The following is a 19,609-nucleotide window of genomic DNA, read 5'->3' as shown; positions in this document are numbered from 1 at the left end:
GCGACGGCAGCAGCGAGCCGGCGCGCGGCAGCCCTTGGGCATCGACCCGCACCAACAGCGTCCAGAAGAGCTACAAGAACACTAGTTGCTCTTGTAAAAGAACCGGCGGTAGTCGTCTGGGCGGGTGATCCAATCCAACAAGTACAGATAGCCTAGAAGGGGAAGATCGTGGGGGATGTCGCCGTCGTGATGCGCCAAGAGCGCGTGGGTCTGGTCTACCAGGTGGGCGCTCTTCGCACCGTGCCCGTGGGTAGCGTTGCGGAGAACCTTCACGTACCGAGCGGCCGCAACATCCTTCGATAGTCCCGCAACCTGCGCGTCGGCCGGTAGTCTCTGCATGAAGAAACCATCTTGAAGCTCCTTCAGAGCAGCAACCGCACGACGTGCGAGTGGCAACAGGATGAGGCTCGCCGCAGGCGGAACATTCGACTCCAACTCCGCCAGCTTCTTCTTCGCGAACGGCAAGTAGCAAAGCCTATCGATATCGCGGCCCGTCAGCCTCTCGACAGTGTCGAGCACAGTAAACAAGAGCACCCTCTGAGCATGGGCGTCTCGGGGCGACGTGAGGATCGAACCTACTCGGCGGAATAGCTGCTCAACCGTCAACAGTGCCTGCAAATGCTTACGAGGGCTGTAGGCGCCCTCGGCGTCGGCGAACAACGCTAGGTCGCTTACAGTGCCGAACAACGCATCGAGCCGCGCCACCCACCATGCCACGGCCTCGGAACAAGCCAGAGGGGCCAGGTCAGTGATCGACCACGTCCTTCTAATCGCCCCCTGGCTCGGCAGCAGGTGGAGGAACTCACCGGGTCCGGACCGCGTGCCGTTGATCGTGTGCCCGAGAGTAAAGATGACCGGACCCGAAGCGCGATGTGCCGAGAAGGCCCAGAAGGTCGGCGTCAACGCGCCGAGGAGCGGGCCCAGGTAGGCGTCAAGCAGCATGAAACCCTGGAGAAGATGCTGGCTGCTTGAAAAGACTCTTCCCCCTGCCGCACTTACTTCTTTGAGGTATTGGACGTCGCCCTCAGCCAGGGTTTCGTCATACGCCACCCGCAGTAGCACTCCAACCAGTTTGGTTCGGTGTAGAAGCACGTCTGACCGGCGAACGAGATGTACGGCTGCATTCCGAAACAGCTTTAGGTCTGGATCACGCTCGGCGGGCGTTTCGACAAGTTGAGCGTGTATCGCCGCAACAAGCGCAGCGAGTTCGTCCGGCTCGGCGACAGCAACCATGAGCTGCCAGTAATAGAAAAGATCAGCAAGTGAGCCGGAACCTTCCGCCCGTTCACGCACTTTCGCTAGTTGCTCCTGGCACTCCCTACCCTTCAGGTTCACGTTTACCGTCGCGTCACGAGCGACGCGGGTCAAGGTTTCATACCGCGCCCGCTTCTGCGCTGGTCCGGCAATATGCTCCGCGACCACTAGCCCAGGGCGCACTCGGTTGTAACTTTCCTCAGTTTGTATTAGCCACAGCGACGAGCCCGGCGCACTCCGTCGAACCCGAAGATTGGCTCTTGTGAAGAATTCACCGGGCACACCGCCCCACAACCAAGGCGGCACTTCAAGGGCGACCGAGGCTGGAATCTCGGTTGGCGAGGGCATAGGTACAGGTTATGCACAAGGTCAAACCGGTTCCTCCGCATGCTCCACTTGCGCCACAAGAAGGAGGGACCGCTGGAGCGTGTGGGGCCATCCGTGGTGCGAGCATAGGGGTCATCACGGAAAGTTTTGGAGGCTAGGGACGGCATAACAGCAGCTCGGGAAGCCAGGGAGGGGAGGGCGCAAGACGTGATTGCCACTTCTAATCCCAAGGCCGCAGGTTCGAATCCTGCCGGGCGCACCATCCCGACCGCAGGTCAGCGGCTTTCCGCTCCCGGTCGAATCGATCACCACGGCTCACGTACAGCCATTCGTACAGCCTACTCAGCCGAAGAGGTGCTTCGCGGCCTCGTCCACGGCGGCCCGCTCGATCTCCGGCAGGACGTGGGCGTCAAGGCCGGCAGCCGCCCGAATCTTGTGCCATGTCCGGTCGATGTGGTCCGGGTCCATCGGCGTACCGACCTTGGACGGGAAGACCAGACCGTCATCCTTCCACCGCTCCCCCGCCATCAACCGATCCGCGGCCTGCTGCCGACGATGAGCGCGGAACAGGGCGAGGGTCTGCGCCGGGACCGGAACCGTCCGCCGGGACCGGGGCGCGGCGGCGAGGTTCTGCCCCTGCTCCTGGCGGCGGCGAAGGTCGACCAGCTTGCCGAGCACTTCCCGCTCTGTCTTGCCGTAGACCCACTTCCGCGACCGCTTGCTTTTCCGAACCACTAAGATCATCGATTGACGGGACCCGGGATGACGGAGAGTTATTGCTCGCGGTTCGGGTTCTAGGCTTTGTCAGTGCTGATGTTCCGCTCGCCGGGGAAGTGCCTGGGGACCAGACGCCTGACGCTAGAGTCTCGCCGTGGTGAACCAGTCGGTCCGTGAGGCCTACTCATACATGTCTGAGCAATACATCGCCTTGTTCAAGGGTGACTCGCAGGCTGACGTGGACGACGCGGCCCTCGTCCGGGACCACCTGGTCGGCTTGGACGGTAGGGTGCTCGATCTCGGGTGCGGCCCCGGGCACTGGAGCGCCTACCTGCATTCGTTCGGCGCCGACGTGACCGGTGTGGACCTGGTCCCTGAGTTCATCGACCATGCGCAGACGAACTTTCCGGGGCCGGAGTTCAGACTCGGATCGATGACCGACCTGAACCTTCCCGACCACTCGGTGGCGGGCATCCTCTCCTGGTATTCGACCATCCACCTGCCGCCGCCAGAGCTGGACGGTGTACTTTCCGAGTTCCGCCGGATGTTAGCTCCCTCCGGGAAGCTGGTGATCGGCTTCTTCGACAGTGCATGTGTGCGGCCATCGCAGCGACAGCCGCTGCGTCATAGTGATCATCTCACCGCTGGACCAGCCCTTCCGGGCAACTTGATGGCCTCGATGTCCCGTTCCGGGCGTTCCGGTGGATCCACGCGGGTTGCCTCCCCAGGCCAAAGATGGGTATCTCTGGGTAAGCAACTTCGGGATCATGTCAATGGATACGCTGCGTATACCGAAAGAGTGGGGCAGAACTACAGCAGGGTAGTCCGGTCAACACATCCCTCGCCCCAGCCCACATCAAGGCGGCCCGCAAGCGGGCCGCGCCGGCCCGGCCCCGGCCTGCTGGCGACCTCCGGCCGGCATCGGCCGGGCCGGCCGGCCACGCTGACGGACGACAAGAGCATGAAGACCTCGGGTGCTCTGCCCCGAACCCCGGCCCTCAGAGATGCCGCCGCGGCTCCCCTCGCCGGGCACCACAAGGGCTACCAGCCTCCCCGGACGGCCGGGTTATATGTTCTCTCGATCGCCCTAGGAGTGGGCGGCATGGCAACCGACCGGGAGGCTCCTGTGGGGGTTCTTTACGACTACTTCCGCGCTTCGGACGACGAGGCTGTCGCAAAGCTGATGGCCGATACCGATGGCGGCCCGGTGGTGCGAGAGGGAGATTCTGCCGTCGTGGATGCCGTAGACGGCAAGGGGATCGACCCGCCCGTCGTCCTCGGCAAGGTCGTCTCGTTCGCCCTTGACGCGCCGTGGGAGGCCGACCTAATCGGGGAACGACTTATCTGGCCGGACGGCGCCGGTCAGGACCCTGAGTACGAAGGACCCTGGGTCGTCGTACTCAGCGAACGCGCCCGGGACGCGCTTGCCGAAATCCCGGACGACAGCATGCCGGGCCTGGCCGATCGGTGGTCACACATCGAGGAGCTGTCCCACTACAGCGACACGCAGCCGGAGATCATGCTGTCGCGCCTGCGGGAGTTCGTTGGGCTGGCCCGCAGAGCACGCACGAGCGGGGAAAGCATCTACTGCTGGATCTGCCTCTAGCAGCGGTCGACAGCAACGGTTGCAGATCATGAGGGGCGGCCTTGGCTGTACAGACATTCGTACAGCCAAGGCCGCCCACCGAGGCCGACGTCGCCCGACAACCACGGACGGGGCGGACCAAGGGCACAGCCGCCCGACCAGCCATCCACGAACTTCTTCTAGCCCCAATGCCGCAGGTTCGAATCCTGCCGGGCGCACCCTCACCACCGCAGGTGGGCGGCTTTTAGCTCTCGGTCAAAACGATCACCGCAGCCCTCGTGCAGCCAAGTCAGCCGAACACGAGACGTCGTGTCATGCCGATAGCCGCGCGTACCTTGCCTGGATAGCGTGGGTGGCGTGACGGAGCCTGACTACAGCCTCGCGAAGATCAGGGTCATGGAGTTCGACGATTCCGTACGCGAGCGGCCCGGCATGTATTTCGGGGTAGGCAGGGACGATCCGCGTCTGGCGACTCGGGTGCTGTGCGCGGTCGTGGGGCACGCGTTTCATCCGGCAGCCACTGTCGCCGCAAGCCACACGCCCGATGTCGTAGCGGAGATCACCGCTGATCTCGTCTTCTCGGTGACCGACGATCAGGCTGACGTCCTGACCGGCCGGGGCATGCCGAGGCTCGGCTACTACGACTCTCTGCTCACCAGCGAGCGCTGGTCGAGCGCCGCCGCGGCGGCAGTGAGTTCGCAGACCACTGTCGAAGTCTGGCGAGACGGCCACGGCTTTCGGCAGCGCCTCGTCGGCTTGCGGCCGGTCGAGCCACCTGCGGAGTTCTCCGCTCCCGTCGGAGCCGGTACCCGTGTGGCCTTCGTTCTCGATCCCGCCTACTTCGGCTCGGCCGCGATCACAGCCGATATCGCCACCCTCGACGTGCACGGCCCGGACTGCGCCAACACCGGCGGGTCCGGCAAGGTCGTCATTCGGGACCGCAGAGAGCGGAGTCGCCCGAGCGAATACCGGTGTGCCTGACTCGGGCATCCGGATCTGACGCCGACCGCGCGTTGCCGAGATCAAGCGCCCGAAGGTCGAGCACCCCCTCTGCGCAGCCGACGAGATCCACAGCCTGGACTCTAAACGCTCCGCGATCTCCCTCCGTCCCGAGGCCGCAGGTTCGACACGCCCCCGGGCCATCGGCCTAGCCTTGGAGCCGCTGCGCCCAGTACACCTGCCCGTCCGAACCCATGTAGACGAGGGCCAGCAGCAGGTCGGACATCTGGACCGGAGCGGTCGCCGTCGACATCTCCGGCTCAGGCTTCTCGGCGTACGGGAAGAGCGCGACGAAGGTGACCGGGGATGCCTTCTCGTCTGCCACATGCAGCCTGCTGCCGTTGCTCCGCCACTCGTCGTCCCCGAACGTGGCGTCACCAGCGCCACGGAGCCAGGAGTAGCGCTCGGCGATCCGGTGCTCGATGCCCGCGCTGCCGATGCCGACGGCCGCCTGTGGAGCGGCCACGCCGAAGACCGCTGGCTTGGAGTCGGTGCGCTTGTCGATGAGGAAGACCGCGAAGTAGCCGCCGTCGAGTGGCCGGGGCGGGGTCTGCCAGAAGAGCCGGCCGAGCACCAACTGGTCACGTCCGGAGGCGAACGGAGCGGATCCGTTCTCACCGAGTGCGGCCTGGGCCTCCTCGTTCGTCACGAAGCTGAGCGAGGACCGGAGAGCCAGCGCCTCGGGGCCGTACGGCGGCTGGTTCTGCCACCGCTGCCAGGCGATGACCGAGACCATCGCCACGATGGCCGCCAGGGCAGTCGCGACACTCCGGCCCGTCCGCCACCTCATGCTCGACAGTGAAGCACGCGAGCACCGAATCTCAGGGTCGCCGAATTGACAGCTGCAGCCGGCCCCGACGGACCGTACCGTGCCCTGATGGTCATCTCCCCGCACCTGGCCCGGCTCCGGACGATGATCGGCCACGAGTTGATCCAGATGCCGTCGGTCTCGGTCGTCGTCGTCGACGATCGCGCACGGATCCTGCTCGTACGTCATGCCGAGGACGGGAACGGGTGGGCGGTACCCGGCGGCGCTGTCGACATCGGAGAGTCCCCGGCCCAGGCGGCTGTGCGTGAGATCCGAGAGGAGGTCGGCGTGCGGATCAGCCGGCCGCGGCTGCTGGATGTGCTCGGCGGCCCCGATTACGAGGTGACCTACCCCAACGGCGACCGGGTCGCCTACGTCACCGCGGTCTACCAGGCGACGATCGCCGACGGAGAGCCGATCCCCGACCACGAGGAGATCAGCGAGCTGGACTGGTTCACCCGGCCGCAACTATCCGACGCCGATCTCAACCGCTTCTCCCGGGCGTTGCTGCGAGCCACCGGCCACCTGGCCGGTTGACGGCGACCGCTTCGCGCAGCGACTCCGGCCGACGACGGCCGGCAGCTCCGCGTCGAACGCGGCCACGGCGGGACAGTACAGCCGGCCCCGTCCGCGAGTACGACCCGACGGACGGGCTTGGCTGAGACACCTCAGGCCGCCGTCAGCGCCGCCAGGGCGCGGTCCATCGCGGCGTTGAACTCCTCCGGCGTCAGCGTCAGCCGGGACTTGACGTCGCGGCTCCACTGGTCGGCGAGGACTTCGGCGGCACCGGCCTCGACGCCGTCGAGCGCCGCGTCGGCCAGATCGGACGGCGCGATCTTGTCGACGGGCCAGCCGGCGGACATGTCGGTGTCGGCCAGCCCGAGGTGTACCGCCGTCACGAGCGTGCCCTGGTCGGCGAGCTCCAGGCGTACGCCGTTCGTCATCGCCCACGCGGCGGCCTTGGTCAGGTGGTACGCGCCTGCGCCCCTGGTCCCGAACCACGACATGGCGGAGAGCACGTTCACGATCGCGCCTCCGCCGTTGCGGGCGAGTGCCGGCGCGAAGGCCCGGATCATCTCCAGGTGGCCGAGCACGTTGGTGTCCACCTCGTGCCGCACCGCGTCCAGCGAACCGGTCACCAGGTCGGTTCCGGTCTGGATCCCGGCGTTGTTGACGAGCAGCGTGACGTCCGGGGCGGCAGCGGCGACGGCCCGTACGGATGGGGGACTGGTGATGTCCAGCGGCAGCACCTCGACGCCGGGCAGGTCCACGGTCTCGGGCCGGCGTGCGGTCGCATAGACCTTGCGGGCGCCGCGTTCGCGCAGGCGCTGGGCGAAGGCGCGGCCCAGGCCGCGGTTGGCTCCGGTGACGAGGGCGATCGAGTCGTTGATGTCCATGCCCGGTACGCTAAAACCTGACGTTGACGTCAGAGGCAAGTGTTGATCGCCGAGACCGGGGTGAGAGGGGTCACCGTGACCGAGCCGCTGATCCGCATCGGTGAGGTGGCGCGCGACGCCGGCGTCTCGGTGCGCGCCGTGCGCTACTACGAGGAGCAGGGCCTTCTCTTCCCCCGGCGCAGCGCGTCCGGCCAGCGCCTCTACCGGCCGGACACGGTCACGCTGGTGCGCTTCATCCAGCAGATGTACGCCGCTGGCCTGACCAGCAGCCGGATCGCGGAACTCCTGCCGTGCTGGGACTCCGGGCACACCGACCCCGCACAGCGGGCCATGCTGCGCGCCGAGCGCGAGCGCATCCAGGCCAAGGTCGACGACCTGCGGGCCGCGCTGGACCGCCTCGACGAGGTCATCGCGATCACCGATTCGCACCCGTAGGCGCGACCACCCGCGCAAGGGGGGAGACTACGGACGGGCGTTCTCGCGGGAGGCACGCAGCACGCCGACTACCGCCAGTCCCGCGCCGCCGAGAGCGACAGCCGTCTCCACTGCCGAGGACACCTCAAGGGCACCTCCCGCCGAGCCACCCACGCTCACCATGAATCCCGGTTGCAGGAAGGCGTCTCTGGCGGGCTCGACAAACGCCCACCAACTCGCCCACGTGGAGGCGAGATCCGCGCAGGCCCGCACGGCGACCACCGCCAGCAGGACCATCCCCGCCGTGAGGAGCCCGCGCCGGTCACCCCGCCATCCGGACGACGCCAGCACCCCGGCGGTCACGAGCGCGGCGAGCAACGCCGGCTGCAGCGCCAGGAGCAGCTCGGGCAGCGGCGGGTCGCCGGGCGTCGCCGCCACGCTCAGCCCGCACCAGACGAGCACGGCCACCGCCAGGACCGTCGTCACCACACCCCGCCGTCCGCCGCGTGCCGGCGACGCCGGCACGGCAACGGAAAGCAGGAGTACGCCGAGAGCCAAGCCCCACGCGGTCAGGCGTTGCTGGTCCAGGCCCTCCCGCAGGCTCTCCACAAGGTACGTCCGCGTCGCCGCCTGGCTCCCCCGCGGCTCGCCCGCGTCCGCCACCCGTTCCCGGTGCCAGAGCAGGTTCGCGGCTGCCACCAGGGCGAACAGCCCGGCGCCGGCGGCGACGCTCCACCGCACCCGGGGCGTACCGGAGGCGGCGAGCGCGTGGCCGGCCAGCGCCGCCAGCGTGACCACCGCCCAGAGAAGCGACGCCTCCGGCATGGCGAGCAGTGCCGCTCCGACCGACAGCAGGCCGGCCACGACCGCGGCGACTCCCAGGCCCGACGACAGACGCATGGCGGAGAGGGTGGCACAGGAATCCTGGGCGCGTTGACCCGCCGGTTTCGTCGGTGGCCTCCGGCATGATCGCGTGCGCCGCCGGACGTGGCGGCGACGAGCGTGTACAGGAGTCCGGCACCCACTCCATCCTGGACATGACGTGGGTGCTGGACGACGGCGAGGAGCCCGACTTCGGGACGCTCCAGCGGGTGACCGAGGCCGAGGCGCTCGCCCGCGTGGGCGTCGCGAGGCCGACCCGCGCTCACGTCGAGGCGCTCGAGCCGCTGGCCGAGCAGCGCTGGTTCGGCCGGTACGCCGTACTGCACGACGAGGCGGGTGCCCCGAACGAGCTCTACTTCTGGGGGTTCTCCGGGGACTAGCGTGCCCGGCCGGCGAGCAGCCACCGCCGGACGGGGACCTCCAGCAGCACCCGCTCCCCGTCCGGCGTGACCGGCTGCCGGATGTCCCAGCCGCCGTACTTCTCGGCGAACGCCGCCACGATCGCGGGCGGGAAGTCGGCACGGTGCAGTCGGGCGACACCCTCCGCGACGACCGGGTGGACGCCGTCCTCCAGGGCGAGCGAGACGCGGGGGTCGGCCGCCACGTTGCGGGCCTTGACGCTGCGTGCCTCGCAGCCGATCCACCAGACGCCGTCGGCGTAGACGAACCACACCGGCGTCATGTGCGGTGAGCCGTCCCGGCGCAGCGTGCAGAGCCAGACGTTGCGGTCACGGGCGAGCCGGTCCGCGACGGCCGGCGGGAGCGGTGCGGTGGAAGGTGAGGCCATGCGACAAGTGGATCAGGTACGCGCGGAGGCCCGCTACCGGCTCACTCGCAGATCCGCCACTCCCCGTCCTCCTTGACCATCGGGAACGACTGCGTCACGTTGGTGCCGACCGCCGGGGTGAAGCGGATGGTCGTCGCCCCGCTCACCCGGCCGTTGTTGTTGGACACGTTGAGCCCGGTGATCTCGTAGCCGGTGAACTCCGGCTGGGAGGACTGCTGCCGGGTGAAGTCCGCCTCGCTGACCCGGTCGCGTACGCGGGTGCAGAGCTGCCGGTACGCGGCCGGATAGTCGCGGTCGACGATCGCCTCGGCGAACGTCTCCGCTGTGGACCGCGCCGGGCCGGTGGCTTCCTGCACGGCCCGGAAGAGGAAGAAGCCGCTGAGCACACCGCCGCAGCAGCAGATCGCCAGCACCACGCCGAGCACGATGAAGAGGGTTCGCTTGGACTTCTTCGGCGGCACCATGGCCGGCTGGTATGCCATACCCCGCAGGGTAGGGAACGCGGGCAACCGTAATCCGGATGCCCTGGTTCCGCTTCTCGACGACCATCGGTTGATGCCCGCACACCGTCCACCCGAGCCGGACGTCAGTCGCTACTACACCGAGGTCTACGTCGAGGCCGACCGGCTGGAAGGGTCGCCGCAGGGCCGGCTGGAGGCACGACGTACCCGGGATCTGCTCGCCCGCCTGCTGCCCGCCGCACCGGCCGACGTGCTGGACGTCGGCGGTGGTCCCGGGGCGTACGCGGGTCCGCTCGCCGCGGCCGGTTACCGGGTGCACCTGGTCGACCTGGTGCCCGCGCACGTGGCGGCGGCGCGGTCGGCGTACCCCCTTGTCGCCGCGTCGGTGGGTGACGCCCGCGCGTTGCCCGCGCCCGACGCGGCGGCGGACGCGACGCTGCTGCTCGGACCGCTCTACCACCTGCCGCGGCAGGCCGACCGGGTGGCCGCGCTGCGCGAGGCGGCGCGGGTGACCCGGCCGGGCGGAACGATCGTGGCGGCGGCGATCAGCCGTCACGCCGCGCTGATCGACCTGACCGCGCAGGGCCGCCTGGACGACGACAACCGGCAGTTGCTGCGCGCCGAGTACGAGACCGGGGTGAACGATCCACGCACCGGCTTCACCACCGCGTTCTTCCACCGCCCGGAGGAGTTGGCGGCCGAGTTCGTCGCGGCGGGCCTGCCCAACCCGCAGGTGTACGGGGTGGAGGGTCCGCTGTGGCCGGTGCTGAACGCGCTCGGCACCGGGCCGGACGAGCGGCTGTTCGCCGACGCGGTGGCCTGCGCCGAGACGTTCGAGCGGGACGCCGCGATCCTCGGCGCCAGCGCTCACCTGCTCGCCGTAGCGCGCCGCTGACCGCCGGGCCGGACGGCCGGCTGCTTTACGCCGGAGCGAAACTCGTCAAGCACCAAGGGTGACCAGTTGCGACAAACCATGTTATTCTCCAGCGTCAATCTATGCCGCGCGGACCCGGCCGGGTCGCAACCGGAAGGACATCTCCCCGATGCCGGTCGCTGCCGCCATGCCCCTGCCCCGGCCCCCGCTGGCCCGCCCGGCGGGTGACGCGTTCAGCCTGATCTTCACGACCCTGCCCGCGCTGCTGCGGCTCACCTGCGGTCTGGTCGGCGCGGTCGTCGCGCTGTCGGTGCGTACGCCGCCGGTGCGGGTGGCGCTGCTGATCCCCGCCGTCGCCGTGCTCACCGCCTGGTCGGTCTGGTACGCGTTCCGCGCGCTCCGGCACGGCATCGGCGGCGCGCTGGTCGCCGGTGACGTGGCGCTGACCACCGCCGCCGCACTCGCCGTACCGTGGCTCGTCGCGCCGGAGGTGCTGCCGGGTGAGGCGAGCTGGATCGCGGTGCTGGCCAGCTCGACAGTCATCAACACGCAGGCCACCGCCCCGGCCCGCTGGTCCGTGCCGGCCGGCCTGCTGGTCACCGCCGCGTACGTCACCGGCACCGTGCTGGCCGGCAACCCGGCCGAGGCTCGGGCGCACGCCGGCACACTGCTGGTGCAGACCGGCAGCGCGGCGGTGATGACGGCGGTGATGCGCCGCCGGATCGCCCGCGCCGACGCCGCGTTCGCCGACTACCAGCGGCTGTCCCACGAGGCGGTGGTGGCGCGCGCCGCCCGCGAGGACGAACGGCGGCAGAACCGCGACCTGCACGACACCGTCCTGGGCACGCTCACCATGGTCGGCCTCGGTGCCGTACCCGACTCGGCGACGTTGCGCGAGCGGTGCGCGGACGATCTGCGTACCCTCACCGCCCTTGCGGGTGCGCGGACCGCGACCGCGGCCGGTGAGGCCGACCTGGACGAACGGCTGCGTGAGGTGCTCGCCGCGACGCCCGGGCCGGCGGTGACCGCGACGCTCGCGCCGTGCCGGCTGCCGGCGGAGGTCGCCACGGCGCTCGCCGACAGCGCCGCCGCCGCGCTGGCGAACGTGGCGCGGCACGCGCCGGGCGCGGCCGCGTCGCTGCACCTGGCCCGCGAGGGCGGCACCGTCGTGGTCGAGGTGGTCGACGACGGTCCCGGTTTCGACCCGTCCACGGTCCCGGCGCACCGGTACGGGCTGCGCGAGTCGATCCACGGCCGGATGAGCACTGTGGGCGGTCGGGCGGTGGTGACCTCCGCCCCTGGCGCCGGCACCCGGATTCGGCTGGAGTGGTCCGATGGCGAGTGAGTCGGGTACGGCGGTGACGGCCGGCCACGCGCTGCGCCCGCTGCCCCGGCCGCGGGTGGCGACGCGCTCCGGAACGGCCACCGCCCCGCCGGAGGCGCACGCGGTGGCCGACGCGTCCGACGGTGGCGCGCGGATCGCCGCGATCGTCATCGCGGCGACCTGGCACCTGGCGGTCGCGCTGCCCGCCGTGTTGCGGGCCGGACCGGGAATGGCCTTCCCGGCCGTGGTGGCCGCGGGCTGGCTGGTGACCGCGCTGGTCGGGGTCGGGGCCGGGGTACGGCTGCTGCGCGGCGGGCTGCCGCCGGCCGGGCCGCTGGCCGGGGTGCTGCTGGGGGTGGACGCGGCGGTGGTCGCGGGGGCCGGCGACCGGTTCCTGTTCAGCACCGCCAACTGGGTGTGGGGCGGCCTGGCCTGGTTCTTCCTGCTGGTGCTCTGGCGGCGGCCGGTGCGCTGGCTGCTGCTCATGCTCGCCGCGCACGGCACGATCGCGCTGGCGGCGGTGGTGCTGTACGGCGCGACCGCACCGGCCGACCTGAGCCGCGCCGCGATGTACGTCTACGGCACCTCCACCCTGCCGGTGGCGGTCTTCGTCGGCGCGGCGGCGCTCACCGCGCAGGCCCGGGACCGGGCGGCCACCGCGGCGGCGACGCTCGCCGTGGCCGCTGAGCAGGAGGCGGCCGAGCGGGCCCGCACCGAGCGACAGGCGCGCCTGGCGCTTGTCAGCGGCACCGCCGAGGAGGTGCTGGCCGGGCTGGCGGCGGGTGACGCCGACCCGGCCGACCCGGCGGTACGGCGGCGCGCGGTGCTGGCCGCGGCCCGGCTGCGCCGACTGATCGCCGAGTCGGACGACGTGCCGGACGCGCTGCTGCACGAACTGCGCGCGGCGGCCGACCTGGCCGAACGCAACGGACTGCCGATCGACCTGGTGTCGGTCGGCACGCCACCGGAGCTGCCGGTGGAGATCCGGCGCGGGCTGGCCGACCCGCTCACCGCGGCGCTCGCCGCCGCCGAGGGCTGGGCCCGGCTCACCGTGGTGGCAGGCCAGGACGAGGTGGTGGTCAGCCTGGTGACACCGGATCACGACGGCCCGGACGAGCCGGCGACCGGCGGGGACGGGCCGGTGGAACACCTGCACGAGCGGGACGGGGAGATCAGATGGACGCAGACCCGCTGGCGGCGGACGTGAACGCCGGAACCCCGATCGGGGTGGCGATAGTGGACGACCATCCGGTGGTGATCGACGGGGTGCGCGCCTGGCTGGCCGGCGAACCGCGGTTGCGGGTGCTGGCCACCGGCGACGACCCGGACGAGGTGCTGCGGGCCGCGCCGGACGCCGAGGTGGTGCTGCTCGACCTGCGCCTGCACGGCCGGATGGTGCTGGACAAGCTGGCCGAGCTGAGCGCAGCCGGGCGCCGGGTGGTGGTCTACTCCGAGCACAGCGACCCGCAGACCATGCTCGCCGCACTGGACGCCGGGGCGGTCGCGTTCCTGGCCAAGCACGAGGGACGCGAGCACTGCGTGGCGACGGTGCTGGCGGCGGCGAGCGACCGGCCGTACGTGCCGCCGGCGCTGGCCGGAGCGATGGTCGGGGACGCCCGCCCGGATCGCCCGTCCCTGTCGGACAAGGAGCGCGAGGCGCTGCTGCTGTGGTTCCAGTCGATGTCGAAGGCGTCGGTGGCGCGCCGGATGCAGATCAGTGAGCACACGGTGAAGCAGTACGTCGACCGTGCGCGGATCAAGTACACCCGAGCGGGCCGTCCGGCCGCCACGAAGGCGGCGCTGCTCGCCCGGGCGATCGAGGACGGACTCGTCCGACCGGAAGATATCGGCATCTACCGGTCGCAGGCGTCGGCCGACCGGCCGACCCCCTAACAGGTGTCATGACAGTCACCCCAGGAACCGGGCACGCTCACCGGTACCGCCAACCGTCACCGGGAGGTCGTACCGTGCCGGAGGACGCCACACCTTTCTTCGTCGGGCCGCATCGGTTCGACGCCGACGGCGACCCCACCCGTCCCGTGCTCGACCGGCGCTACGAGCTGGTGCCCGAGCCGGGCGAACGCCTGCTCGGCCAGCACTGCCTGCGCGTCGCCGGTCACCTGCTCGGCCCGACCGAGGACGTCCGCTGCTGGTCGCTGCCGGCACCGGCGACGATCACCGTGACCGAGCGCCGGCTGGCGTACGTCTGCACCGGCTCGGACCTGTCGGTGGTCTCCGGGCGGGACGGCCGGGCGGCCCCCCGGCACCGGCGTCCGGTCCGGTTGTCCCGCCTGGTCAGCGGGCAGATCCGCTGGCAGTGGCCGTCCCGGCTGGAACTGGCCGAGGTGGGCGACGGCACCGCCGAGCTGCGCATCGTCTGCGACGCGCTGCGCACCATCCGGCAGCCGGCGCTGGCGCTGACCGGCCCGGTCGGTCAGGTGGCCGCGCTGGCCCGGCAGGTACGCCGCGCGGTGGCCGGTTTCCGGCTGGCGAACGCCGAACTGGTGGACCTGTCCCCGCCGGAGCGGGACGTGCTCGCCGTCCGGGTGGCCGCCTCCCCCGGCCCGACGCTGGGCACTGTGACGCTGCCGGGCTCGCTGCCGGTGGAGTTCCTGTCCCGCGACGACTACTACCGTCCGGCGGAGGCCGAGGCGTCGCCCTGGTCGTGGTCCGGCTTCCCCGCCCACGACCAGCCCGGCTCCGCCTGCTGACGCCCACGTCGGGAACCGGCGTAGATCTTGGTAGGAAACGGCCCCTATGCGGGCCCTTTCGTACCAAGATCTCCCGCGCAGTAGGGCGCGGGCGCGGTCAGGACGCGCTGCGGGTGCGGCGCTCGGACCGGTCCAGCTCGACCGCCTCCTCCGGGGTCGGCGCGCTGCCGCCCAGGTGAGCCGGCTGCCACCAGCTGTCGTCCGGGCCGGACGGCTTGTCCGGGTACTCCCGCTGGGCCCGGTCGACCAGCGCCGACAGGCGGGTCCGCAGGTCGGCGGTCATGACCGTGGCGTCCGGGTAGGCGGCCGGGTCCATCGGCTCGCCGACGATGATGGTGATCGGCGTGTGCCGGCGGGTCAGCGTGCGCGGGCGGCCCTTGGTCCACAGCCGCTGGGTGCCCCAGAGCGCGACCGGCAGCAGCGGCACGCCCGCCTCCTGCGACATCCGGGCCGCGCCGTTCTTCAGGTCCTTCACCACGAAGGAACGACTGATCGTCGCCTCCGGGAAGACGCCGACCACCTCGCCCCGGCGCAGCGCACTCACCGCTGCGGCGTACGAGCCGGCGCCGGCGGCCCGGTTCACCGGGATGTGCTTCATGCCGCGCATCAGCGGACCGGAGACGCGGTGCCGGAAGACGCTGTCCTTCGCCATGAACCGGACCAGCCGCTTCGCCGGGTGCGCGCCGTAGCCGCAGAAGATGAAGTCCAGGTAGCTCACGTGGTTGGACGCGAGCACCGCGCCGCCGCTGTGCGGCACGTGCTCGCTGCCGGAAACATCCAGGCGCAGGTCGAGCAGCCGGAACATCGTCTTCGCGGCGGTGATCACAGGTGGGTACACGAGTTCCGACATGGCAGAACTTTACCCCGAGTAGGTTACGCGACCGTAGGGCCGATCTGCCCTCGGCAGACCCGGGTCGCGCACCGCCCCGGGTGCGGCGACGATGGCGTCATGACCGAACGCGCGGTGCTGCTCTGGATCCACGGCGGAGGCTGGCGGGCCCGCGCCGAGGAGGACGGGGCGGCCCTCGCGTCGCTCGGGCTGCGCGTGGTCGAGGCCACGTACCGGTTCTCCCACCAGGCGCGCTGGCCCGCCCAGCTCGACGACGTCCGCGACGCGGCCCGGGCCGCCCGGGCCGCGGCGGGCGGCCTGCCGCTGCTGGTGGCCGGTGACTCGGCCGGCGGGATGCTGGCCCTTCAGCTCGGCCTGCGCGGGGTGGACCGGCCCGGCGACGTGGCGGGCGTGCTCGCGTACTGGGCCCCCGTGGACCCGCTCGACCCGGAGCAGCGGCGCCGGCGCGCCCCCGGCGACGACCCGTGGACCGACCTGCTGGGCCACCCGCCGGCCGCCGGCGACCCGGCCACCGTCGGCGCGACAGTCGCCACCCACATCGGCTCCGGCGTGCCGGTGCTGCTGGTGCAGGGCCGCGACGACGTGGCGGTGCCGGCCGCCCAGCCGGTGGAGCTGACCGGCCGGCTGCTCGCCGCCGGTCACCCGGTGCATCTGTGGCTCACACACGGCGGTCACGCGCTCGACCTGGCCCGTCCCGACCTGCTCGCGGCCGCCGCCGCGTTCCTGGACAGCGTCCTGCCCGCAGGCGCGGGCGACTAGGTTCGAGGCATGCCCGACCTCGCCGCGATCGTCATCCACTGCCGCGACCCCTACCTGCTCGCCCCCTTCTGGAGTGCGGTCACCGGGCTGCCGGTGGTCGAGGCCGACCGGGTGAAGCTCGCCGAGGGTACGCTCGCGCCGACGGAGGCGGTGCTGCTGCGCGACCCGCACGGGCGGCGCCCGGACCTGTGGATCAGCCCGGCCGAGACGCTGCCGGAGCCCGGCCGGATCCACCTGGACCTGGTCGGCGACGCCGAGGAGCGGGCCGCGGTGCTGGAGGCGGGCGCGACGGTCGTGCGTGAGCTGCCGCGCTGGACCGTGCTGGCCGACCCGGAAGGTAACGAGTTCTGCCTGCTCCCGCCGAACGAGGCGCACGACGCGTCGCCGCCCGGGCACTGACCGGGCTCAGTCGGCCAGTTCCTCGAGGTCGAGCCGGCCCCTGGCGAACGCGTCCACCCGGCCCCACCGGCCCGGGATGTCAAGCACCTCGATCCGTCCCATGCCCACCGGCAGCCGCGGGTCGACAGCCAGGTGCTGCTCGTGCGGCTCCAGCCCGAGCATGGTGCGCAACAGCAGCAGCGGCGCACCGGTGGACCATGCCTGCGGGCTGCACGCGGTCGGGTACTCCACCGGGAACTTGGTCAGCTCGCGCTGGTAGCCGCCGAACGCCTCCGGCAGCCGGCCGTCGAAGTAGGTGGCCGCGTCGAGGATGCCGTTGGCGACCGTGGCGGCCTCCTCGGCGAAGCCGTACCGGCGCAGACCCCAGGCGACGAACGAGTTGTCGAACGGCCAGATCGTGCCGTTGTGGTAGCCGATCGGGTTGTAGCGGACCTCGCCCTCGGCCAGCGTCCGCACCCCCCAGCCGGACCAGAGCCGGGGACCGACCAGATGCTCGGCGACCTTCGGCGCCCGCTCGTCGTCCACGATCCCGCTCCACAGCAGGTGACCCATGTTGGAGCTGAGCACGTCGCACTGACGCCCGTCGGGGTCCAGCGCGAGCGCGTAGAAGCCGCGGTCGGCGACCCACCAGTCGTTGTTGAAGCGCCGCTTCAGCTCCGCCGCCTCGCGTTCCAGCTGATCGGCGTACGCGGGGTCGCCCCAGAACAGCCGGGCCATCCGTGCGGCCCGTGTCTTCGCGTCGTACGCGTACCCCTGCACCTCACAGGTGGCACGGGGGAACGGCGGCAGCGTGCCGTCGGCGTACGAGATGGAGTCCCACGAGTCCTTCCAGCACTGGTTCTCCAGGCCGGTGTCGGTGTTGCGCCGCTCGTACCAGATGTAGCCGTTGCCGAGCAGGTCGGCGTAGTCGTCGATCCACTTCAGCGCGGACCGGCACTCCTGTTCCAGCTCCTTCACAAGCGCGCCGTCGCCGCTCCACCGCTCGTACTCGTCGAGCAGCACCACGAACAGCGGCGTCGCGTCCACCGAGCCGTAGTACGGCGAGTGCGGCTGCTCCTCGAACGCCGCGGTCTCGCCGTACCGCATCTCGTGCAGGATCCGGCCCGGGTCCTCGTCCCGGAAGTCGTCGAACCGGGTGCCCTGCAGCGCGCCGAGGATCCGCAGCGTGGTCTTCGACATCTCCGGCGCGAACGGCAGCACCTGCAGGCAGGTGAGGATGCTGTCCCGGCCGAACATGGTCATGAACCAGGGCAGGCCGGCCGCCGGCAGCGTCTGCCCGCCCAGCGACAGCGGCGAGAAGCGCAGCGCCGCGAGGTCGACGAGGCTCCGCCGGTACGTCGCGGCGAGTTCCTCGTGCTCGCTGTTCAGCTTCGGGGCCCGGCTGATCCACTCCTCCAGGTCGTGCTGGAGCGCGAGCCGCTCGGTGCCGTGCGCGCGCAGCCCCATCCGCAGGTCCCGGCCGCCCGGGCCGATCGCGAACGTCTGCACGTCGATGACGGCGTCCCACTGCTCGTTGGGTTCCAGCCGGATGCTCCAGGCGAAGCCACGCTGGTCGTAGCGGGCCGGCTGGTTGGCGGAGACGAGCGTCTCGCGCCGGAAGTTGCCGCGCCGGTAGCCCAGGCGCAGCCGGTCCGACTCGGCCTCGGCGTAATGCTCGCCCTTCTTGTTCAGGATCTCGTCCTTGACCTGGAACAGGTCGGCGAAGTCGGACCCGGCGTCCATCCGGATCTCCAGGTCGACCGGCTTCTCGTCGTGGTTGAGGATGGTCAGCGTCTCGCGGAAGCTGCCGCCGACCGCCCGTTCCCGGATGACCGACAGCTTCGCGTCGACGTAGTGCGTGGCCATGCCGGGCACCAGGAAGAACCGGGCCTCGTAGTACTGGAGGTCGTCGTAGGACAGCGCGTTGAGGCGCTCGCCGTTGACGGTGAGCACCCACTTCGACAGGTAGCGCGTGTCGAGCGAGAACAGGCCGGTCGGCTCGCTCGGGGTGGCCTCGATGTCGCCGGTGTCCTCGCTGACCACGAACGTGTTGCCGTCCAGGATCCGGACGGTGTTGCCGCTGCCGGGCATCAGGCACCCCTCCCGCCGAACGTGTGGTGCGGTCCCCGGGAGTCCGGCGGGCCGGGGAAGACCCGCTCGACCTGAAGCACGAGCCGCAGGTCGCCGACGACAGTCATGTCGCCGCGCAGCAGCGCCGCGATGGCGTTCTCCTCACCACCGACCAGCTCGGCGAACAGGCGCGGCTCGGTGCCCACCACCGTGTCCGCCTCGCCGTCCTCCTGCCGGACCCGCAGCTTGCCGTGATCGATCTCCAGCAGCCAGTGCGTGGTGTGCGGACCCTCGTGCAGGTCGAAGCGGAGCGTTCCGGATGTCTTGACCAGCAGGGGCTCGAACCCCCGCCGATCCAGGTCCTCGAAGAATCTCGTGGTCATGTCCACCATCCGGGCGACTCCTCCCGCGTCCGCGGTCTCCCTGTCCGTGGGCCGTGTCCCCACCCGATCCGGCGCCAACCTCGCCCGAAGCGGGTGAACGCGGCGCCACCGCGCGCACGCGCGACGCCGGCCCCCGAACCGGGAGCCGGCGTCATCGCGGCGGACAGGTCAGTTGTTGGGGTCGTCGGCGCTGATGTCCGCGAGCACCGACTGGGGTTCCCGCTCCACCGCCAGGTCACCCATCGAGATCAGGCCGATCAGGCGGCCGTCGTCGACCACCGGGAGGCGGCGGACCGCGTACGTGCGCATCAGGTCGGCGGCGGCCACCGCGTCGTCGTACTGGCTCACCGTCACCACGTCCTTGCTGGTGATCTGGTTGAGCCGGGTGGCGGTGGGGTCCATGTTCTCGGCCACGCCCCGTACCGTGATGTCCCGGTCCGTCACGATGCCGACCACGTCGTCGCCGTCGGTCACCACCACGTCGCCGATGGCGCTGTCGCGCATCTCCTGCGCCGCGGCGATGAGCGTGTCGTTGCCGTCCATCGTCACCAACCGGGTCGTCATGAACTCTCCGACCGTTGTCATGGTGCTTCCCCTCTCGGTGTCGGCACGGCCGTCTACCCGCCGCC

The 19,609-nt window shown here is 70.8% G+C and carries 23 protein-coding genes; 12 read left to right on the top strand and 11 right to left on the bottom strand.

Annotated elements, in window-relative coordinates; genetic code table 11:
• Positions 1-81: 81 nt before the first annotated feature.
• Complete coding sequence (locus OC439_RS16080) at positions 82-1,602, bottom strand: hypothetical protein (RefSeq protein WP_262014109.1); 1,521 nt, start codon at positions 1,600-1,602, stop codon at positions 82-84.
• Between the two features lie 321 nt (positions 1,603-1,923).
• Positions 1,924-2,259 (bottom strand): hypothetical protein, encoded by a 336-nt coding sequence (locus OC439_RS16075; protein ID WP_262014108.1) that lies wholly within the window; start codon positions 2,257-2,259, stop codon positions 1,924-1,926.
• Between the two features lie 193 nt (positions 2,260-2,452).
• On the opposite strand from OC439_RS16075, the gene OC439_RS16070 reads away from it, so the two are divergent.
• A complete protein-coding gene (locus OC439_RS16070; protein WP_262014107.1) occupies positions 2,453-3,904 on the top strand; it encodes a class I SAM-dependent methyltransferase in 1,452 nt (483 codons plus the stop codon).
• A gap of 336 nt (positions 3,905-4,240) precedes the next feature.
• Complete coding sequence (locus OC439_RS16065) at positions 4,241-4,864, top strand: hypothetical protein (protein WP_262014106.1); 624 nt, start codon at positions 4,241-4,243, stop codon at positions 4,862-4,864.
• Between the two features lie 166 nt (positions 4,865-5,030).
• Here OC439_RS16065 and OC439_RS16060 read toward each other — a convergent pair whose 3' ends face one another.
• The gene (locus OC439_RS16060; RefSeq protein ID WP_262014105.1) at positions 5,031-5,672 is read right to left on the bottom strand and encodes a hypothetical protein; all 642 of its coding nucleotides are present in this window, start codon (positions 5,670-5,672) and stop codon (positions 5,031-5,033) included.
• An 87-nt stretch (positions 5,673-5,759) separates the two neighbouring features.
• Here OC439_RS16060 and OC439_RS16055 point away from each other — a divergent pair, with 87 nt between their 5' ends.
• A complete protein-coding gene (locus OC439_RS16055) occupies positions 5,760-6,227 on the top strand; it encodes an NUDIX domain-containing protein (protein ID WP_262014104.1) in 468 nt (155 codons plus the stop codon).
• 131 nt (positions 6,228-6,358) lie between these two features.
• Here OC439_RS16055 and OC439_RS16050 read toward each other — a convergent pair whose 3' ends face one another.
• A complete protein-coding gene (locus OC439_RS16050) occupies positions 6,359-7,087 on the bottom strand; it encodes an SDR family oxidoreductase (protein ID WP_262014103.1) in 729 nt (242 codons plus the stop codon).
• A 75-nt stretch (positions 7,088-7,162) separates the two neighbouring features.
• Here OC439_RS16050 and OC439_RS16045 point away from each other — a divergent pair, with 75 nt between their 5' ends.
• Complete coding sequence (locus OC439_RS16045; protein ID WP_128138284.1) at positions 7,163-7,522, top strand: MerR family transcriptional regulator; 360 nt, start codon at positions 7,163-7,165, stop codon at positions 7,520-7,522.
• Positions 7,523-7,549: 27 nt separating this feature from the next.
• Here the strand turns inward: OC439_RS16045 and OC439_RS16040 are convergent, their stop codons facing one another.
• Positions 7,550-8,401, bottom strand: coding sequence for an aminopeptidase (locus OC439_RS16040; RefSeq protein ID WP_262014102.1), 852 nt, complete (start codon positions 8,399-8,401; stop codon positions 7,550-7,552).
• 53 nt (positions 8,402-8,454) lie between these two features.
• Between OC439_RS16040 and OC439_RS16035 the strand changes: the two genes are divergently transcribed.
• A complete protein-coding gene (locus OC439_RS16035) occupies positions 8,455-8,763 on the top strand; it encodes a hypothetical protein (protein ID WP_262014101.1) in 309 nt (102 codons plus the stop codon).
• Here OC439_RS16035 and OC439_RS16030 read toward each other — a convergent pair.
• Positions 8,760-9,170, bottom strand: coding sequence for a TIGR03618 family F420-dependent PPOX class oxidoreductase (locus OC439_RS16030; protein WP_262014100.1), 411 nt, complete (start codon positions 9,168-9,170; stop codon positions 8,760-8,762). The two genes, OC439_RS16035 and OC439_RS16030, sit on opposite strands and share 4 nt — an antisense overlap.
• A gap of 41 nt (positions 9,171-9,211) precedes the next feature.
• A complete protein-coding gene (locus OC439_RS16025; RefSeq protein ID WP_194800693.1) occupies positions 9,212-9,652 on the bottom strand; it encodes a hypothetical protein in 441 nt (146 codons plus the stop codon).
• 73 nt (positions 9,653-9,725) lie between these two features.
• On the opposite strand from OC439_RS16025, the gene OC439_RS16020 reads away from it, so the two are divergent.
• The 5 genes from OC439_RS16020 (at position 9,726) to OC439_RS16000 (ending at position 14,540) form a co-directional block, all read left to right on the top strand.
• Positions 9,726-10,526, top strand: coding sequence for a class I SAM-dependent methyltransferase (locus OC439_RS16020; RefSeq protein WP_262014099.1), 801 nt, complete (start codon positions 9,726-9,728; stop codon positions 10,524-10,526).
• A gap of 148 nt (positions 10,527-10,674) precedes the next feature.
• Positions 10,675-11,850 (top strand): ATP-binding protein, encoded by a 1,176-nt coding sequence (locus tag OC439_RS16015; RefSeq protein WP_262014098.1) that lies wholly within the window; start codon positions 10,675-10,677, stop codon positions 11,848-11,850.
• The gene (locus OC439_RS16010; RefSeq protein ID WP_262014097.1) at positions 11,840-13,036 is read left to right on the top strand and encodes a hypothetical protein; all 1,197 of its coding nucleotides are present in this window, start codon (positions 11,840-11,842) and stop codon (positions 13,034-13,036) included. The genes OC439_RS16015 and OC439_RS16010 overlap by 11 nt, the downstream gene beginning before the upstream one ends.
• Positions 13,006-13,722 carry a response regulator transcription factor gene (locus tag OC439_RS16005; protein WP_013288128.1) on the top strand — a complete coding sequence of 239 codons (717 nt, stop codon included), beginning with the start codon at positions 13,006-13,008 and terminating at the stop codon, positions 13,720-13,722. The genes OC439_RS16010 and OC439_RS16005 overlap by 31 nt, the downstream gene beginning before the upstream one ends.
• Before the next feature lie 74 nt (positions 13,723-13,796).
• Positions 13,797-14,540 (top strand): hypothetical protein, encoded by a 744-nt coding sequence (locus OC439_RS16000; RefSeq protein WP_262014096.1) that lies wholly within the window; start codon positions 13,797-13,799, stop codon positions 14,538-14,540.
• A 97-nt stretch (positions 14,541-14,637) separates the two neighbouring features.
• Here OC439_RS16000 and OC439_RS15995 read toward each other — a convergent pair whose 3' ends face one another.
• Positions 14,638-15,390, bottom strand: coding sequence for a lysophospholipid acyltransferase family protein (locus OC439_RS15995; protein WP_262014095.1), 753 nt, complete (start codon positions 15,388-15,390; stop codon positions 14,638-14,640).
• Between the two features lie 99 nt (positions 15,391-15,489).
• Between OC439_RS15995 and OC439_RS15990 the strand changes: the two genes are divergently transcribed.
• Both OC439_RS15990 and OC439_RS15985 read left to right on the top strand, forming a co-directional pair.
• Positions 15,490-16,149: an alpha/beta hydrolase gene (locus tag OC439_RS15990; protein ID WP_262014094.1), complete on the top strand. Its 660-nt coding sequence runs from the start codon at positions 15,490-15,492 to the stop codon at positions 16,147-16,149.
• 9 nt (positions 16,150-16,158) lie between these two features.
• Entirely contained in the window at positions 16,159-16,548 is a 390-nt protein-coding gene (locus OC439_RS15985) for a VOC family protein (RefSeq protein ID WP_194800686.1), read from the top strand.
• 6 nt (positions 16,549-16,554) lie between these two features.
• Here the strand turns inward: OC439_RS15985 and OC439_RS15980 are convergent, their stop codons facing one another.
• The 3 genes from OC439_RS15980 to OC439_RS15970 form a co-directional block, all read right to left on the bottom strand.
• Positions 16,555-18,618 carry a glycogen debranching N-terminal domain-containing protein gene (locus OC439_RS15980; RefSeq protein WP_262014093.1) on the bottom strand — a complete coding sequence of 688 codons (2,064 nt, stop codon included), beginning with the start codon at positions 18,616-18,618 and terminating at the stop codon, positions 16,555-16,557.
• Entirely contained in the window at positions 18,618-18,989 is a 372-nt protein-coding gene (locus OC439_RS15975; RefSeq protein ID WP_194800684.1) for an SCP2 sterol-binding domain-containing protein, read from the bottom strand. The genes OC439_RS15980 and OC439_RS15975 overlap by 1 nt, the downstream gene beginning before the upstream one ends.
• Before the next feature lie 159 nt (positions 18,990-19,148).
• Positions 19,149-19,565 carry a CBS domain-containing protein gene (locus OC439_RS15970; RefSeq protein ID WP_262014092.1) on the bottom strand — a complete coding sequence of 139 codons (417 nt, stop codon included), beginning with the start codon at positions 19,563-19,565 and terminating at the stop codon, positions 19,149-19,151.
• Positions 19,566-19,609 lie beyond the last annotated feature (44 nt).

It is taken from the genome of Micromonospora sp. Mcm103 (assembly GCF_024519755.1).
Lineage (GTDB): Bacteria > Actinomycetota > Actinomycetes > Mycobacteriales > Micromonosporaceae > Micromonospora > Micromonospora aurantiaca.
The sequence above is the reverse complement of the archived record's forward strand: the minus strand, read 5'-3'. Positions and strand labels throughout refer to the sequence as shown.

Coding starts and splice junctions, on each gene's coding strand:
- OC439_RS16060 (WP_262014105.1), bottom strand. CDS start 5,672: ATGAGGTGGCGGACGGGCCGGAGTGTCGCGACTGCCCTGGCGGCCATC.
- OC439_RS16010 (WP_262014097.1), top strand. CDS start 11,840: ATGGCGAGTGAGTCGGGTACGGCGGTGACGGCCGGCCACGCGCTGCGC.
- OC439_RS16020 (WP_262014099.1), top strand. CDS start 9,726: ATGCCCGCACACCGTCCACCCGAGCCGGACGTCAGTCGCTACTACACC.
- OC439_RS16015 (WP_262014098.1), top strand. CDS start 10,675: ATGCCGGTCGCTGCCGCCATGCCCCTGCCCCGGCCCCCGCTGGCCCGC.
- OC439_RS16025 (WP_194800693.1), bottom strand. CDS start 9,652: ATGGCATACCAGCCGGCCATGGTGCCGCCGAAGAAGTCCAAGCGAACC.
- OC439_RS15995 (WP_262014095.1), bottom strand. CDS start 15,390: ATGTCGGAACTCGTGTACCCACCTGTGATCACCGCCGCGAAGACGATG.
- OC439_RS15985 (WP_194800686.1), top strand. CDS start 16,159: ATGCCCGACCTCGCCGCGATCGTCATCCACTGCCGCGACCCCTACCTG.
- OC439_RS16050 (WP_262014103.1), bottom strand. CDS start 7,087: ATGGACATCAACGACTCGATCGCCCTCGTCACCGGAGCCAACCGCGGC.
- OC439_RS16040 (WP_262014102.1), bottom strand. CDS start 8,401: ATGCGTCTGTCGTCGGGCCTGGGAGTCGCCGCGGTCGTGGCCGGCCTG.
- OC439_RS15975 (WP_194800684.1), bottom strand. CDS start 18,989: ATGGTGGACATGACCACGAGATTCTTCGAGGACCTGGATCGGCGGGGG.
- OC439_RS16030 (WP_262014100.1), bottom strand. CDS start 9,170: ATGGCCTCACCTTCCACCGCACCGCTCCCGCCGGCCGTCGCGGACCGG.
- OC439_RS15980 (WP_262014093.1), bottom strand. CDS start 18,618: ATGCCCGGCAGCGGCAACACCGTCCGGATCCTGGACGGCAACACGTTC.
- OC439_RS15990 (WP_262014094.1), top strand. CDS start 15,490: ATGACCGAACGCGCGGTGCTGCTCTGGATCCACGGCGGAGGCTGGCGG.
- OC439_RS16005 (WP_013288128.1), top strand. CDS start 13,006: ATGGACGCAGACCCGCTGGCGGCGGACGTGAACGCCGGAACCCCGATC.
- OC439_RS16080 (WP_262014109.1), bottom strand. CDS start 1,602: ATGCCCTCGCCAACCGAGATTCCAGCCTCGGTCGCCCTTGAAGTGCCG.
- OC439_RS15970 (WP_262014092.1), bottom strand. CDS start 19,565: ATGACAACGGTCGGAGAGTTCATGACGACCCGGTTGGTGACGATGGAC.
- OC439_RS16055 (WP_262014104.1), top strand. CDS start 5,760: ATGGTCATCTCCCCGCACCTGGCCCGGCTCCGGACGATGATCGGCCAC.